The 16,248-nt window shown below is 66.8% G+C and carries 13 protein-coding genes; 5 read left to right on the top strand and 8 right to left on the bottom strand.

What is annotated here, in order from left to right; genetic code table 11:
• Positions 1-2: 2 nt before the first annotated feature.
• From AB431_RS03480 to AB431_RS03445, 7 genes are all read right to left on the bottom strand, one after another.
• Entirely contained in the window at positions 3-818 is an 816-nt protein-coding gene (locus AB431_RS03480) for a nucleoside-diphosphate kinase (RefSeq protein ID WP_047328770.1), read from the bottom strand.
• Complete coding sequence (locus tag AB431_RS03475) at positions 815-1,864, bottom strand: SDR family oxidoreductase (RefSeq protein WP_047328769.1); 1,050 nt, start codon at positions 1,862-1,864, stop codon at positions 815-817. The genes AB431_RS03480 and AB431_RS03475 overlap by 4 nt, the downstream gene beginning before the upstream one ends.
• On the bottom strand, positions 1,861-2,106 hold the full coding sequence (locus tag AB431_RS03470) for an acyl carrier protein (protein WP_047328768.1): 246 nt from the start codon (positions 2,104-2,106) through the stop codon (positions 1,861-1,863). Before AB431_RS03470 ends, AB431_RS03475 begins: the two co-directional genes overlap by 4 nt.
• Positions 2,103-5,426, bottom strand: coding sequence for an AMP-binding protein (locus tag AB431_RS29385; RefSeq protein WP_052960174.1), 3,324 nt, complete (start codon positions 5,424-5,426; stop codon positions 2,103-2,105). Before AB431_RS29385 ends, AB431_RS03470 begins: the two co-directional genes overlap by 4 nt.
• A 2-nt stretch (positions 5,427-5,428) precedes the next feature.
• Positions 5,429-8,125, bottom strand: a complete 2,697-nt coding sequence (locus AB431_RS03455; protein ID WP_235435813.1) for a phosphoenolpyruvate synthase — start codon at positions 8,123-8,125, stop codon at positions 5,429-5,431.
• A 295-nt stretch (positions 8,126-8,420) separates the two neighbouring features.
• Entirely contained in the window at positions 8,421-8,900 is a 480-nt protein-coding gene (locus AB431_RS03450; protein WP_047328766.1) for a polyketide cyclase, read from the bottom strand.
• 49 nt (positions 8,901-8,949) lie between these two features.
• Positions 8,950-9,780 (bottom strand): HAD-IIA family hydrolase, encoded by an 831-nt coding sequence (locus AB431_RS03445; protein ID WP_047328765.1) that lies wholly within the window; start codon positions 9,778-9,780, stop codon positions 8,950-8,952.
• A 58-nt stretch (positions 9,781-9,838) separates the two neighbouring features.
• Between AB431_RS03445 and AB431_RS03440 the strand changes: the two genes are divergently transcribed.
• The 5 genes from AB431_RS03440 to AB431_RS03420 are packed head-to-tail and all read left to right on the top strand — an operon-like array spanning position 9,839 to position 15,778.
• Positions 9,839-10,762 carry an SDR family NAD(P)-dependent oxidoreductase gene (locus tag AB431_RS03440; RefSeq protein ID WP_047328764.1) on the top strand — a complete coding sequence of 308 codons (924 nt, stop codon included), beginning with the start codon at positions 9,839-9,841 and terminating at the stop codon, positions 10,760-10,762.
• Positions 10,762-11,988 (top strand): gephyrin-like molybdotransferase Glp, encoded by a 1,227-nt coding sequence (gene glp, locus AB431_RS03435; protein WP_047328763.1) that lies wholly within the window; start codon positions 10,762-10,764, stop codon positions 11,986-11,988. Before AB431_RS03440 ends, glp begins: the two co-directional genes overlap by 1 nt.
• Before the next feature lie 44 nt (positions 11,989-12,032).
• Positions 12,033-12,746, top strand: a complete 714-nt coding sequence (locus AB431_RS03430) for a phosphatidylserine decarboxylase (protein ID WP_047328762.1) — start codon at positions 12,033-12,035, stop codon at positions 12,744-12,746.
• Positions 12,743-13,597 carry a CDP-diacylglycerol--serine O-phosphatidyltransferase gene (pssA, locus tag AB431_RS03425; RefSeq protein ID WP_047328761.1) on the top strand — a complete coding sequence of 285 codons (855 nt, stop codon included), beginning with the start codon at positions 12,743-12,745 and terminating at the stop codon, positions 13,595-13,597. Before AB431_RS03430 ends, pssA begins: the two co-directional genes overlap by 4 nt.
• Before the next feature lie 3 nt (positions 13,598-13,600).
• Positions 13,601-15,778 carry an AAA family ATPase gene (locus AB431_RS03420; RefSeq protein ID WP_047328760.1) on the top strand — a complete coding sequence of 726 codons (2,178 nt, stop codon included), beginning with the start codon at positions 13,601-13,603 and terminating at the stop codon, positions 15,776-15,778.
• Here the strand turns inward: AB431_RS03420 and AB431_RS03415 are convergent.
• A complete protein-coding gene (locus AB431_RS03415; protein WP_047328759.1) occupies positions 15,775-16,224 on the bottom strand; it encodes an SRPBCC family protein in 450 nt (149 codons plus the stop codon). The genes AB431_RS03420 and AB431_RS03415 overlap by 4 nt on opposite strands.
• Positions 16,225-16,248: the final 24 nt, after the last annotated feature.

Here is a 16,248-nt window from a genome sequence, read left to right as displayed (position 1 = left end):
GATCACTTTCCTTCGCGGTGCATCGGGAGGTAGGACGACTCGATCACGATCCGAAACCATGGATCGACACCGATGTCACGCTTGTCCGCGTCCACCAATGCAGCCAGCCATTCCTCGCCGGTTTGAGGTCGGTCCCAGGCACCGAGCCCCCCAAGGTCTTGCCAGACCGCATCCTGCGCGGCGGCGAGGTCACCGCGCTTGAGGTCCAGGCCGGACTCGATGCCGTCGACGATGCGAACGGCATCAACTGTTGCGTCGGCGCCATCGACGCATGCGGAGATCACGGCGCGCAGTTGCGGCTCGGGAAAGTAGATACTCAACTCCCGCAACACATCGTCCGGGTCGTCGGGAGTATGAACTTTATTGAGAAGGTACGTTCCGGCCGCCAAGGCGTGTCTGAGATGGTTCGGTTGCCGCTCAGCAGGATCGGCAGGTCCCTTGTCCGCCGTCAACCGGACCGAGACCGGCTGATCGCTGTCCGGATGTCTAACGACGAGGACCAGCGACGGTGACAACCTGGCCAGACGATCCGCAACCCGGCGTCGCTCGGCGGTGGCGCGGTGCCAGTTGAAGTACCACAGCGCCCGCAGATGCAGATACGTCAGTTGCACCGGGTACGCCCCGACGATGCGGTAACCGTGGTCGACCAACCAGGTGATGGCCGAACCCATCGCCCCGGTGACGGCCGCATCGGGTTTGAGCAGCATCAGCGCGTTCTCGTGAGCGAATGCTTCGCGATCGATGTCCATCGCGGCCAGCGCATCGCAGGTTTCGATGAAATAGGTATCCGAGTCGTAGCGGCTGTCGGTGCGGATCATGCGGAGCTCCTCTTCGCCTGCAGGCCGGCCAGGATCTCGGCGACGGATGGCTCGGGCCGGCCTAAATAGCCGCTGCGCAAACAGGAATCGAGCAGGCGTCGGAAGTACCCGGGACCGATTGCAGGCGGTGTCAACCCGAGGCGCTCGCGGGTGTTGGTGCTGTCGAAGTCCAGCCTGCGCCGCAGATAGCTCGTATACAGCGTCCCGACCTTCTGGTAGTACCGGCGTTCGATCTCATCGAGTTCGAATTCGCTGAAGGTGCTGGGCGGGACGAAGTCGGGGATGCGGAACGACGGATACTCCGCGAGGACATCGGAGACCGTACGCAACGACAGCGAGTTGGCGCCCACCGCATGGAAACGGCGGCCGACATTGTCGTCGAACTTCTCGACCGCGGCCACGACCACGTCGGCGACATGGCCGATCGGAACGAGTCCCAATGTGGCGGAATAGTTCCCGGGCAATGTTCGCAGTTTGCCCTCGACTATCACCTTCAGCAGTTGATAGATGTGCTTGTAGCTCTGAGTGTTTCCGGTGCGGTACTCACCGGTCACGATCCCGGGCCGGACGACAACCGATCGAAGTCCGGCGGCGGCGACCAGTTGTTCGGCACGGTACTTGCTGCGTTCGTAGTCATTGCTGAACTGTTGGCCGATGTCGAGCTGGTCCTCGCAGAACACTCCCTCTGTCTCGCCGCACACGTAGGTCGTGCTCACGTAGACGAAGCCGGCGCCGACGCGGCGCGCCAGTTCCAACGCATTGGCGGTTCCGTCGACGTTGATCTCGGTGTAGCGCTGCTCCGGCAGTCCGAAGTCGGTGACCGCGGCCGAATGCACCACCAAGCCGACCTCGCCGGCCAGCTCCGACACCGTCTGCCGGTCGAGACCGAAATCTTCGTTGCGAATGTCGCCCGTCAATGTTCGTGCCGCAGGGACCGGCCGATCGTGGGTCAGCCCGATGACGGTGTGGCCGCGCCGCGAGAGTCGGGCGACGACGTCGCCGCCGACATGTCCGGCGGCGCCGGTGACCAAGACAGTCCCGCTCATATCGGCTCCTTCTGAGCCTGAACGAGATTCACCAGGTCCCCCACCGTGGCGACGCCGGCAAGCATTTCCTGATCGAGCTGCGGTAGCTCGAAGGCGCGCTCGACCGCGATCGACAGTTCGAGCAACCGCAGCGACGTGTAGCCGAGGTCACCGACCAGGGCACTGCTGAGTTCCGGCTCGCCGGCGGTGTCGGGAGCCATCGCGGCGACCAGGGCCAGCACCTCTTCGCGGATGTCGGTCATTGGGTCGGCCTCGCTGATGGTTGGGCGCCGCCGCTGGCCAATAGATCGCGCGTCTCGTCGAGTTCGGTGTAGGCATCGAAATATCCGCCCATCCGCAACCAGTGGTATCCGTATCGGATGGTCCGCTGCCACTCGTCGCGGGACGAGAACGAGGAGGGGAAATTCTCCCCGCAGGTCACCTTCCGTACCTGCGCAACGAACGTGTCGAGTTCGGTTTGCGCCGAGGATGCTTCGTCCTGATCACCGATCGAGAGCTCGATGAGGCTACGAGCGCATTCCGCCAGCTGTGGATGCTCCGGCACCAGCATGTCCAGCCTGTTCAGCAGCACCGGATCAGCAGGTAGCGGGGTGATCCCCCAGGCACTGGCCAAGATTCGCACCGCCATCAGCACGATCCGGCGCCCGCATAACGATGCCACCTGCCACTGTTCGTTTTTGATCGCACCGTAGAAGTCTTCGCGCGCGTTCTCGAGCACCATGTTGGCCAGCAACAGTGCGCCCGCACATTCGGCGAAAGCCCTTGCACCCAAGGGTGATCGGACGATGCCGGCGGCGGTGAACGCGCCGTCGATGGTGACCACCGGCCGTTGATTCGACGGAAGCGGCGTGAGTGGGCGGCCGGGGGCGCACATCGCCGCCACCGGTGTGATAGCTCCGCCACCACGCCAGGCCAGGCCCACCAGCCCGTAATCGGCGAAAAGCCGAAGGTGTTGCGGGGCCGCCCGTGTCTTGGCGATCGACTCACCGAAGATCACCTGCCGCCATGAGGCGGCGCAATCGGCGGATAGCACGAACACGTCGGTCCTGTCGCGCACGACGTGGGTGGCGGACCCGATAGGCCAGGTCGTGACACCCGGTACGCGCCGCAGGACGACGTTCGCGGGATCGATCGCGAGCCTCGGCCCGCCCAGCCGGACCGCCAACGCCAGCGCCCGCTCGATGAAGTCGCGCCTCGAATCCGCCGAAGGATGCGTGGCGTCGAGGACCTGGTAGTCATCGAGGAGGGCGACGACGTTGTCGTCGGCATCTTCGCGCAGCCGGGCGATCTGCTCGGGCAGCCATTTGATCTCGATGTACCCCTCGCCGCGGATAGCGAGGAACGCTTTCATCTGCTGCGCCAGGCCTTCTCGTGCCCAACTGACAGCCTCGTACTCGTCGCCGAGCAGCGTCAGGGCGACGGCATGGCGCAGGCATCCGCTGGCCCGCCGACGCCACCACGAACTCATCAAACCGGTCAGCTCCGCGTAGGAGACGACGTCGCGCAGCTGCGCGTAGTCGGGTCCCACGAACAGCGGGATGCCGCGCAGGAACCGCTGCACCCGGTTCAGCAGGTCCTCGGACACCCCGCTGATCGAAGCTCTGTCGACGGCCCGTCTGACTTTCAGCAGCCGCTGGAGTATCTGCTCGTGCGACTGCGCCCGGACCTCCACCCGACGACCGTCGACGAACAGGACCGTCGGCATCACCGCCTGCTTGGCCGTGCCGGGCACCAGTAACAGGAAGTCGATGTCGGAGCCCTCGTTCCCGAAGCCCTCGGCGAGCGAACCCTCGAAATGCACTGTCGCATCATCAGGAATCACGGCAAGCTCGCGAGTCTTCTCGAACAGCGTGCGGATCCGCTGGAGTCCCTGTACGTCTCGTTTCGCTCCACCGATGGCGAGCAATCGGGCCCTGGTGAATCGGCCCGCTTGCCACTGTTGCCACATGTGTGCCCGGCGCGGCTTGCCGCTCGACGTACGTGACAGCGATCCCCGCGGAGTGCTGATCAGCCACAGCGGCGCTTCATCGCCGACGTTCGCCTGCAGGGCTCTGAGGGCCGCGGTGATCATGTCGGGGGTCACCTTCATGTGTTCGATGAAGACCGCGACACCGGGCCGCTCGGCCTCGTTGACCGCAACGGTGACAACGCGACTCGGCGCTATTCCCAGGGCGGCAGCCGTGGTCACGTCGAGGTCTTCGGTGAAGACGCTGCGCCCGTTGATCTTCAGACTCGTCCCCATCCGGCCCAGCACGTGCAAGTGCCCGTCGAGCAGGAATCCGGCGTCGCCGGTCCGCAACTCCCCGGCGACGAATCGAGTTGTGCTGTCCGAATTTCCGTGATAGCCCTGAGCCACAGACGGTCCCGACAGCACGACCTCACCCAACATGCCATCGGGCAACCGGTCACCGGACTCGTCGGCGATCCAGACCTGATGCCCAGTTGCAGCCCTGCCGACCGAGACCACCCAGTCGCTGCCGGAGTCAGCAGTGATGTCACCGGTGACGCGTGCCAGCACCCGAACCGGATGGCCGTAGCGCAGCGCGGATCGGTCCACCCGAACCATCGTGTGCGGCTCGCCCAGCCGGTGTGAGGTGGCGAACAAGGTGTGCTCGGCGAGGCCGTATGACGGCATGAACGCATCGGGTGAGAAGCCGTTCGCCGCAGTGAGTTCCGTGAACGCGCGCAGATGGGCGGGATTGATGGGCTCGGCGCCCACGACCAGCGTGCGCAGCCCGGACAGATCGAGGTCGCCGAGATCCGCCGGCTTGAGCCTGGTGCTGGTGTACACCAGCCCGAACGACGGCGAGGCGGTGTGCTGCGAGGCGGCCGCCGCTTTCAGCCACCGAAGGGGGTCGCGGACGAACTGATCGGGGCGCATCAGCTGCAGGTTCCGTTGCCGCGTCATGGCCTGGAAGAGCACTCCGATCAGCCCCATGTCGTGATACAGCGGCAGCCAGGACACGCCGACCTGACCATCGGCCATCCCGCAGAGTTCTTCCATGACGTTGAGGTTGGTGGCCAGGCTGTGCCAGCTGATACTGGCCCCGCGGGGTGCGCTCGTCGATCCGGATGTCATTTGCAGCAGAACCGCGGGCGCCGGCGGCGCCAGTTCCGCCAGCGGTTCACGCTCCGGAACGTCGTCGAGTGCAATCAGTTTCGGCCCGTGGGCGAGGCCCCCGATCGCACGCCGAGCTAGTTCGGCGAAGGCCGACGAAGCCACCATGGCATTGCATCCCGACGCGCCGAGAATTCCCTGGAGGTGCGCGGTGTACTGGTCAGGGGGTTGAAACATGGGCGGCACTATCGGTGTGAGCGTTGCACCGGCTGCCAGAACGCCGAACATCGTCGCCAGGCACAGATCCGATGTCGGCATCAGAACGCTGACGACGTCACCCGTGCGGACACCCTCGTCGATCAACCGGGCCGCGATGCGTAGCGCCTGGTCCGCCAAGTCAGGGTAACTGGCGAGGTCCCAGCCACCTTTGTCGTTCGCGAGTCGGATCCAGGTGTCCTCGCGCGGGGCCATCAGCCATCCGCGAATCCTGTCCACGTCGTTCATGATCAAGGCTCTTCCAGCAGGACGACCCGGCCACTGGCGCCGTCGACGCTCACCGTCATACCGGTGCGAATCGCGTTGGTCAGCCCGTCGATCTGTACCACGGTCGGCACTCCCAATTCGCGAGCGATGATCGCGACGTGGGTGAGCGGGGATGCACGTTCGATGAGGAGAGCGGACGCGAACGGCAGTGCGGCCGCCCAACCCGGATCGGTCCGGTACGCCACCAGGATGCCGCTGGAGAAGTCTTGCGGCTTCTCCACCACCACCGCGCGACCGGTCACCACTCCCGGGCTGGACGGCGTCCCGGTAAGCACTGTTCCGGCGGGCGCATACGTCGCGTCCTCGGATAGCCGCCAGCCGGCCTCGGCCAACTCCCGTTCCGTGTATTCCGACCCTGTCGTGGTGAAGCGGGCGGGCGCCGCGTATCGAGAGTAGCTCTCCTGCAAAATCTTCCGGCGGCGGATTGCAGCTTGCGCGGCGGCCGCTGTCATCTCGCTTTCGTGCAGGCCGAACAGCTCGTCGATGCGCAGCAGGAAGACGTCGGAGCGACTGTGAATCGTTCCCCGTTGCTCGAGCTCCCGGGCCATCACGCCCACAAGAGATTTCAGGATCCCGAAGCCCTGGGTGCGGCAGAAGCGAAGGTGTTCGCGGTATGTCGCCGCTCGTTGGATCTTTCGTCGCAACGCGTCGAACATTTTCCGGCGCGGCCCGCGCAGGTGCGTATCGAGGTAGTCCTGAGCGGAGTCACCGGTGTGCTCACGCTGGCCGGCAGCGTCCATTCGCAACAGATGGAAGATTCCGGCGGGATCTTGCCGCAAATCGGGCGTCTCCAGCTTGAGTTCGTCGAGGCACCGATACCCGAACCTGTCGATGTAGTCCTCGATCTTGCGATGCAGCTCTTGCCATTCCGGCGGCCCGGCCTCCGCGGCCCGCCGGGCGAGTTCGGCGTAGGCGACGGTGGGCTCGACCGCCGCGATAAAGGAGTCGAGGTCGGGATGCTCTCGGACGAATGCGGCGATGTCGGTCAGTTCCCTGGCCGGCTCGACGGATATGACGTCGGGTTCGGGATTGACCACGGCGAACTGAACCCACTCCGGTGCGCCGCGCAGAAACACCTTGGTGAGGACGGCCAGCGATCCGACCATTGTCAGGAGCATGGCGTCGAGCACCATCATCGGGCCCCAGAGATCGGCGACTTCATCGTAGATCTGGCGGAACATCCGATATGCCGACTGCCCGTCCATGGCCGAGACGTCCATCAGTCCGTGGCGCTCGATGAAGTCGACGAACGTTTCGTCGAAGTCCTCGATCATGGCATCGACGGTCCGGATGCTGCGGAAGTAGGTGATGGTGGTGCGGGCCCGCGAGATCGCCTTCTCGATGGGGTTCGAGAAGGTGAACGGGTGCAACAGTTTTGCTGTCTGGCGGTCGAGTGGCTCGCTGACGCCGAGCGCGACTTCCAGGACGCGCCGATTCAGCGGATACCCCGGTGCGATGCCCACCATCCGGTACCAGTGCAGCAGGTTGTAGTAGACATGCCCGTTGAACTGGCCGAGCATCACCGGCAGCCAGGACTCCATTTGTTCGAGTTGCGCGGGCGGGACTCTGAGGCTGCGCGCATACGACCGGTAGACGTCGCCGTAGAGTTTGCGCGCCGTGGTGAAGGTCAGCGGCGACGTGACTCCGGCGAAGCTCTCGATGATGTTCGAGTTGTCCCAGATGCGAGCGTCGTTGCATACCTCACCGGAATGCTCCGGTTCACAGCCTGTTTGGAGCTCGAGAGTGGTCACTGGACGGGACTGCAGGATCCACGTGCCGGTCTCGTCGGCGGCCCATTCGACGTCCTGGGGGCAGCCGAAATGCTGCTCCAGTCGAATTCCCAAGTCGAACAACACGTCGCGTAACGCGGGGTTGATGCTGGCTTGACGTTGGCAATCGGCCGGGACATCAACGGTGGCTACTCCGCCACCGGCGGTGCCGACCATCATCTCGGTCTTGGCGCAGACCAGCTCCTCTACGACCAGACCGGTGCCTTTGTCGATGCTCACGGAGTCCGAGTCCACAGCGCCGGAAACCAATCCTTCGCCCAGGCCCAAGACGCCATTGATCACCACTCGCTCAGTTGAACCCGTGAGCGGGTCCGCGGTGAACATGACCCCGCTGCTGTGCGGCTTCAACGAGCGCTGCACGACAACGGCGAGGGCAACATCGCGGAAGTCGAGCCCGCGCACATGGCGGTACTGCGTCGCACGTTGCGAGAACGCCGAGGCCCAGCAACGCCGGACGGCATCCTCAGTGGCATCGAGTCCGGCGACATTCAGGAACGTGTCGAACAGTCCTGCGAAGGAATCGCGGACCCCGTCTTCTTGCCGCCCCGATGAACGCACGGCCACGGTTTCGGCGCCCACATATTCCAGTGCCGCGACAATCGCCTCGCGAATCTCGCCAGGCATGGTCAATTCGCGAAGGGCGGACTCGGCGATCGCGGCTTCCCGAAGTCGCTCGGCCAACGTGAGCGGCGCTTCGCTGATGCTCAATCCGGCGGCCGCCAGAGCTGCGTCGAAGGCGTCAGTTCCGAGGACTGCCCACCGTGGCACCGGAAAACCGGCAGCAGTCAGCTCGCACAGGTTGTGGGCTTTGCCGCCCGCCTGCGCTCGCATCTGCTCCCCGGGCGCTTGCCCGGTTAGAAGGATTGGCACCGCGCGCCCCTCGTGTCCGTTCTCCGAAATCTCAAGCGATGAGATCGGGTGCCGACGTTAGGGGTGTGGCTCTGCTACCGGTTCCAATTTTCGCGCGAATTGAATTCATATATGGCATGACCGTTCCCCCGACAGGTAAAGCCCATGGTCCCATTTCGGCACCACCATTGGCTGAATGCTTACCACACGGAAGGGTGCCGCGGCGGGTAGACGCAGCAAATTAACACGCACCCGCGCGGCGGGTCCGTCAGACGTAGTGCGTCAGTCGAACAGCCGCATCACGCGGCCCGCGGCCTCACGCCCTGACGACGGACAGTTTTGCCAGATTGGCCAGCGAATTGTCCAGGTGCGAGACCGGGAACGGCGGGAACATGATGTTCTTCCGGATCTCGGCGGTGGCACCTGACCAGTCGTAGGTCAACGTGACGTTGGTCTGCTGCTCGCCGACGGGCTCGAGGTCGTAGCGCCACGTCCAGCCGCCGAGCTCGATGCGGCCGTCCTCTTGCAGTCCCCCCGGAGCCCAGCCGATGGCGCGGTCAGGTTCGAGCGCGGTGACCTGGTTGGCCATCTCGTAGTGCTTGTCGGGATGGTTGTCGTGGTACATCGCGATGCGGAAGATCTGCCCGACCTCGGTCAGCTCGCGCCCGTCGTCGAGCGGTTCCCGCACCCAGCCGGTGCCGTCGATGTCCCCATGAGTTTTCGGGTCGGCCAGCACGCCGAACACGGCGTGAGGGGGTGCGTCAATGATGGTGGTCACAATCAGAATTTCGGTCATATCCAGGTAGACCTGTGCGACCGGGAAAACTCATCGCCACCGAACTCCGCTAGTCGCCGCGCTCGCCGCCGAGCCCGAGCAACTCTGGCAGGTCTGCTACGGAGTCGATGACGTGGTTGGGCTGCATCGCGAATTCGTCTGCTGCCCAACGATCCAGGGTGTCCTGACGGAACTTGCCGGTGCGCACCAGTACGCCGGTCATCCCCACCACCTGGGCGGCCAGCACGTCGTTGTTGAGGTCGTCGCCGACCATGTACATCTCGTCAGGATCGACACCGAGCCGCGCTGCCGACGCCAGGAACCCCGCCGGGGCCGGCTTGCCGACCGCGGTGGCCTTGCGTCCGGACGTTTCTTCCATGCCGATCAGGTACATGCCGGTGTCGATGCGCAGGCCCTCGGTGGTGGTCCACGCGGTACTGCGGTGCATCGCCACCACCGGCACTCCCTGGGCCATCCACTCGTACACCCGGCTCAGCGTGCGATGGCTGTACTCCGGGCCCGCCCCGCCCAGCAGGATGACATCGGGGACCCCGAGATCGGCACCGTCGTAGTCGCTCGAGTCGACGATGTCGATGCCCGGCATGTCATCGGTGATGTCGCCGTTGTTGACCAGGAGGCAGCGGGCGTCGGGGTAGTTGGCCCGCACATAGTCGGCGGTCAGCGCGGCTGCGGTGATCACCTCGTCGGGCCGCACGTCTATTCCGGCATCGCACAATGCCGATGCGATCTGCTGGCGGGTACGGGTGGTGGTGTTGGTCAGGTAGGACCGCGCAATCTGGCGATCGGCCAGCACCGCTACCGCCTGGGCCGCGCCGGGGATCGGCTTCCACGAGGTCACCAATACGCCATCGATGTCGAACAACACCCCACCGATAGCCATAGGGCGACAGTAAACCGCCACCGATTGTCTGCAACTTGAGCCCGTCTATCGTCATGCCATGAGCGCAGGAAAGTGGACCGAGGCCGACGTCCCCGATCAGAGCGGACGCATCGCGATCGTCACCGGCTCCAACACGGGGCTGGGCTTTGACACCGCGCGAGTGCTGGCGCAGCGCGGCGCCCGGGTGGTGATGGCCGTTCGTGACACCGCGAAGGGCGAGGCGGCAGCCGGCCAGATCAGGCGCCTCGCACCGTCGGCCGAGGTGACGGTGCACAAGCTTGATCTCGGGTCGCTGGCATCGGTGCGCGAAGCCGCCGCCGAGCTCGGCAGCGCCTATCCCCGGATCGATCTGCTGATCAACAACGCCGGGGTGATGTACCCGCCCAAGCAGACCACCGCCGATGGCTTCGAATTGCAATTCGGCACAAACCATCTGGGTCACTTCGCACTCACCGGGCTGTTACTGAACCACCTACTGCCGGTCGACGGGTCGCGGGTGGTCGTGGTGGCCAGCGTCGCGCACAACATTCGCGCCAAGATCGCATTCGATGATCTGCAGTGGGAACGTCGCCGCTACGAGCGCGTCGCCTCCTACGGGCAGTCGAAGCTGGCCAATCTGATGTTCGCGTACGAACTCCAACGCCGGCTCGCCGCCGCCCAGGCCAAGACCATCGCGGTTGCCGCACACCCGGGCGTCTCGGACACCGAGCTGATCCGCCATGTGCCCGGCTCCTCGCTGCCCGGCGTCAAGCTGATCAGCAGCCTGCTGCTGAACAGCCCGGAATTGGGCGCGCTGGCCACGCTGCGGGCCGCCACCGACCCGACCGTCACCGGCGGTCAGTACTACGGGCCCGACGGGTTCCGCGAGTTGCGCGGCCACCCGAAGCTGGTGAGCTCCAGCACGCAGTCACACGACCGGGACATCCAGCAGCGCCTGTGGACGGTGTCCGAAGAGCTCACCGGCGTCACGTTCGGCATCTGATGCGCACCGTCGAAGAACATCAGCGGGTCGTTGCCGACCTGATCACCGCGCGGGCGGCGGCGACGGTCGGGTTGGCCGAGGCCGAGGGATTGGCCCTGGCCACTGACGTGGCGGCGCCGCTGTCACTGCCGGTGTTCGACAATTCCGCCATGGACGGCTATGCCGTGCTGGCCGACGATGTCGCCGCGGCTTCCGAGGCCAAGCCGGTGAAACTGCCTGTCGCCGAGGATATTCCGGCCGGACGCGTCGACCCACTCACGTTGGCGCCGGGAACCGCGCACCGGATCATGACCGGAGCGCCGCTGCCCGCGGGTGCGACGGCGGTCGTGCCGGTGGAGGCCACCGATGGTGGGATCGACACCGTCGAGATCCGATCGGCGCCCAAACCCGGCCAGCATGTGCGGCGCGCGGGCGAGGATGTGACGGCGGGGACGACGGTGCTGCGGGCTGGGCAAGTCGTGACCCCGGCCGCGCTGGGGCTGGCCGCCGCGTTGGGTCTCGGTTCGCTGACGGTGCAGCCACGGCTGCGTGTTCTGGTGATGTCAACCGGTTCGGAGTTGGTGTCCGCGGGCACCGAACTGCAGCCCGGCCAGATCTACGAATCCAACGCCATCATGCTGGCCGCCGCGGTTCGCGAGGCCGGCGGCGAGGTGGTGGCCACCCCGACATCGAGTGATGACGTTGCCCAATTCAGCACGGTGCTGGAGGGCTACTACGGCCAAGCCGATCTGATCATCACCACCGGCGGCGTCAGCGCCGGCGCGTACGAGGTGGTCAAGGACGCGTTCGGCGCGGGAGCGGTGGAGTTCGTCAAGGTCGCCATGCAGCCGGGGATGCCGCAGGGCGCTGGACGCGTCGGAGCCGCCGGGCCGGCGACATCGGGCAGCGCAGGTACCTCGATCATCACGCTGCCGGGCAACCCGGTCAGCGCGCTGGTGTCCTTCGAGGTGTTCGTCCGGCCGGCCCTGCGTGCGGCGATGGGCCTGCCCAACCCGCAGCGGTCCCGCCGGACCGCCGTGCTGGCCGACGATCTGACGTCACCCAAAGGCAAGCGCCAGTTCCGCCGCGGCGTGTACGACCCCGTGGCAGGCACCGTCACCACCTACGGGCCGCCGGCTTCGCATCACCTGCGCTGGCTGGCCTCGGCGAACTGCCTGCTGGAGATCGCCGAGGACGTCACCGAGATGTCCGCCGGCGACCAAGTCCAGCTCTGGGATCTCTCCTAGGTCCTCGCCCGAGCGTTCACAGCGCGCACGTAGAATCGTCGCCGATGGCCAGACGCCCCCGCACCGCGGAAGACAATATGAAGTCCGGCCCCCAGCGGCTGGTCGCGCTGGTGCGTTCCTCCGTTCCCCCTGTTCACCCCGCCGGCCTGCCGTTCATCTCGGCGGGCCTGGCCGTGGCGGCCGTCGGCCGCAAGAACCGATGGCTGCGCCGCGCGGGCCTGTTGGCAGCCGCCGCCAACGCCGGCTTCTTCCGGCATCCGCCCCGTAACCCACCGCACCGCCCCGGCGTGGTGGTAGCCCCGGCTGACGGGCTGATCTGTCTGATCGAAGAGGCCGAGCCCCCGGCCGAGCTCGGCCTGCCCGCCGGTTTGCGTCTCCGCGTGAGCATCTTCTTGTCGCTGCTCGACGCCCATGTGCAGCGCCTCCCGGTCGGCGGTGAGGTGATCGCCGTGGAGTACCGGCCCGGCCGCTTTCATTCCGCTGACCTTGCGGCGGCCAGTGAGGACAATGAACGCAACAGCGTGCTGATCCGCACGCCGGAAGGACGGGAAGTGGTGGTCGTACAGATCGCCGGCCTGGTCGCGCGTCGAATAATCTGCGATCTGCACGCCGGTGACAAGGTCGCGATCGGCGACACCTACGGGCTCATCCGGTTCGGGTCCCGGTTGGACACCTACCTGCCCGCCGGCTCGCAGATCCTGGTCGAACCCGGTCAGCGTGCGCTCGCCGGCGAGACGGTGTTGGCGCAGTTGCCGTGATCAAACCCCGCCCGCGCCCGCTCATCAGCACCCGACTCCTGCCCAGCGCCGTGACAGTGCTGGCGATCTGCCTCGGGTTGACGTCGGTGAAGTACGCCCTGGACGGCCGGCCCACCGAATCCATGGCTTTCCTGGCGGCCGCAGCCATCCTGGACGCTCTCGACGGACGTATCGCACGGGTGCTCAAAGCCACCTCCCGGATGGGCGAGGAGATCGACTCGCTGGCCGATGCGGTGAATTTCGGTGTGGCACCGGCATTTATCGTCTACGCCCTGTTGCTGGCCGACACCCGCATCGGCTGGGTGGTGGTGCTGCTCTACGCGGTGTGCATCGTGCTGCGGCTCGCCCGCTACAACGCCTTGCTCGACGCCGATCTGCCCGCGTACACCAAGGAGTACTTCGTCGGGATGCCCGCGCCCGCCGGCGCGATCGGTGCGATCGGCCCGCTGGCCGCCAAGATGCAGTGGGGCGACGGCTGGTGGACGTCGTACTGGGCGGTCTCTATCTGGATGGTGGGCGTCTCGCTGCTGGTGGTCAGCCGAATCCCGATGCGCAAGGTGCACACCTTCACAGTGCGGCCCAACATGGTGGCTCCGCTGTTGGCCTTGCTGGCGATCGGAGTCGCCGCCGCGTTCGTGTTCCCCTATCTGGTCATCCTGCTGATCATCGCCGCCTACGTGGTGCACATCCCGTTCGCGGTGCGGAGCCAGCGCTGGGTCGCCGCCCATCCCGAGGCATGGAACGACCAGCCCCGCCAGCAGCGCGCCGCGCGCAGGGCGATCCGCCGGTCGAGGCAACCCACGCGGCGGCGGTCGGTGGCCAGGCTGGGCCTGCGCAAGCCGGGCGGTTAGCGCGTGCCCTCGAATTTGGCGCTGACGGCACGGTTGAACACCTCGGCGCTGGACTCCAGGCGCGGCGTGGTGCGGTTGCATCCGGAGGCCATCGCCGCGCTTGGCATCCGCGAGTGGGATGCGGTGTCGCTCACCGGCTCCCGAACCACCTCCGCTGTCGCCGGGATCGCCCCGGCGGGCACCCCGGCAGGCACCGCGCTGTTGGACGACGTCACGCTGTCCAACGCCGGTCTGCGCGAGGATACCGCGGTGCTGGTGGCGCCGGTGACCGTGTACGGCGCACGCTCGGTCACGTTGCGCGGGTCCACCCTGGCCACCCGCTCGGTGTCGTCGGCGGCGCTGCGCCAGGCGCTGCTGGGCAAGGTGATGACCGTTGGTGACACCGTGTCGCTGCTGCCGCGCGACCTGGGCCCCGGCACCTCCACCACCGAGGCCAGCTCGGCGCTGGCGTCCTCGGTCGGCATCACCTGGACCTCGGAGCTGCTGACGGTCACCGGAACCGATCCGGCGGGACCGGTGAGCGTGCAACCCAATTCGTCGGTCACCTGGGGCGACGGCGTGACCCCGGCGCCCGGCGGCCCCGGACACACCGCAGCGGTCAGCCAGCCCATGGTGTGGCCGCAGGCCCCACCCGTGTCGATCGACGACCTCAAGGGTCAGCACGTGCAGGCGGGCCGGCTCACCGAGTGGCTCAAGCTGGCACTCGATCAGCCGGAGCTATTGGAAAAGCTTGGCGCCAAACCGAATCTGGGTGTGCTGGTCACCGGTCCGGCCGGGGTCGGCAAGGCCACTCTGGTGCGTGCGGTGTGCGCTGGGCGCCGGCTGGTCGAGCTCGACGGTCCCGACACGGGCGCGCTCGCTGCGCAGGATCGACACCGCGCCGTCGCCGATGCGGTCGCCACTGTCACCAATGGCGGTGGAGTCCTGCTGGTCACCGACATCGACGCGCTGTTGCCCACCCCGGCCGAACCCGTCGCGGCGATGATCCTCACCGAGCTGCGCAAGGCCGTGGCCGCACCCGGCGTGGTTCTGGTGGCAACCTCCCAGCAGCCCGACGCGGTCGATCCGCGCCTGCGCGGACCGGACCTCTGCGACCGCGAACTGGGCTTGAGCCTGCCCGACGGCGCCACCCGCAAAGCACTCCTGGAGGTGCTGCTGCGTGAGGTACCCGCCGACGATCTGATGCTCGACGAAATAGCTGATCGCACACCGGGATTCGTCCGCGCCGACCTGGCCGCCCTGGTCCGCGAGGCGGCCCTGCGGGCGGCTGCCCGCGCCAGCGAGGACGGTAAGCCGCCGGCGCTGACCCAGGAGGATCTCAAGGGCGCGCTGAGCGTCATCCGGCCGCTGTCGCGCTCGGCCACCGAGGAGGTATCCGTCGGGTCGGTCACCCTCGACGACGTCGGCGACATGGTCGAGGTAAAGCAGGCACTCACCGAGGCCGTGCTGTGGCCGCTGCAGCACCCGGACACCTTCGCCCGCCTCGGCGTCGACCCGCCCCGGGGAGTACTCCTCTACGGGCCGCCCGGCTGCGGCAAGACCTTCGTGGTGCGTGCGCTGGCCAGTTCGGGTCGGTTGAGCGTGCACGCGGTGAAGGGTGCCGAGCTGATGGACAAGTGGGTCGGCTCGTCAGAGAAGGCCGTCCGCGAATTGTTCGACCGGGCAAGGGATTCCGCGCCCTCCCTGGTGTTCCTCGACGAGATCGACGCGCTGGCGCCGCGGCGCGGGCAGAGCTTCGACTCCGGTGTGACCGACCGGGTGGTGGCCGCGCTGCTGACCGAGCTCGACGGCATCGAACCGCTGCGCGATGTGGTGGTGGTCGGTGCGACCAACCGGCCGGATCTGATCGACCCGGCGTTGCTGCGACCCGGCCGGCTGGAGAAGCTGGTGTTCGTCGAGCCTCCCGACGCCGATGCGCGTCGCGAAATCCTGCGCACCGCAGGCAGATCCGTGCCACTGTCACCGGAAGTCGACCTCGACGCGCTGGCCGGCGACCTGGATGGGTACAGCGCAGCCGACTGCGTGGCGTTGCTGCGCGAGGCCGCACTGACCGCGATGCGCCGCTCGATCGACGCCGCGGACGTCACCGCCGCCGATGTGGCCAAGGCCCGCGAAACGGTGCGGCCATCGCTGGACGCGGCGCAGGTGGAGTCGCTCCGGGATTTTGCCGCAGGACGCTAGTCCCGTTCGGCGAGCGCGGCGAGCCGGTCGACCGAGGCCTGCAACTTGTCGGCCGTGGTGGCCTGCGCCCGCGGCAACCGCTCGGGGTCGCGCAGGTCGGTGTAGTCGTAGGTGTGTGTGACGTCGGTGGTGCGGTCGTCGATCGCGTCGAGCTGCCAGCGCCACAGGTGACCCGGCGGGGTCTCCCCCGGCGGGGCGGGCCGCCACGCGATCAGCCGGCCCTCGTCGAACTCGACGACATGGTTCTCCCGGTCCGCACCCAGGGTGAGCGTCGTCGTGAACACGTCTCCCACGGCGTGCACCCGCTGGTCTGCGGCCGCCTGCGCGAGGTTGTCGTTGCCGTCCCATTCCGGCTGACGGGCCGGGTCGGCGATCAGCTCGAAGATGACCTTCGCGGGTGCGGCGATCCGCCTGTTGGCGCTGACGATTCTGTTCTGCTCGCTCATGCCGCAATTCAACAACACCCATTG

This window comes from Mycobacterium sp. EPa45 (genome assembly GCF_001021385.1).
Lineage (GTDB): Bacteria > Actinomycetota > Actinomycetes > Mycobacteriales > Mycobacteriaceae > Mycobacterium.
Note: the sequence above shows the minus strand (reverse complement) of the source record. Positions and strands in the feature narration are given on the sequence as shown.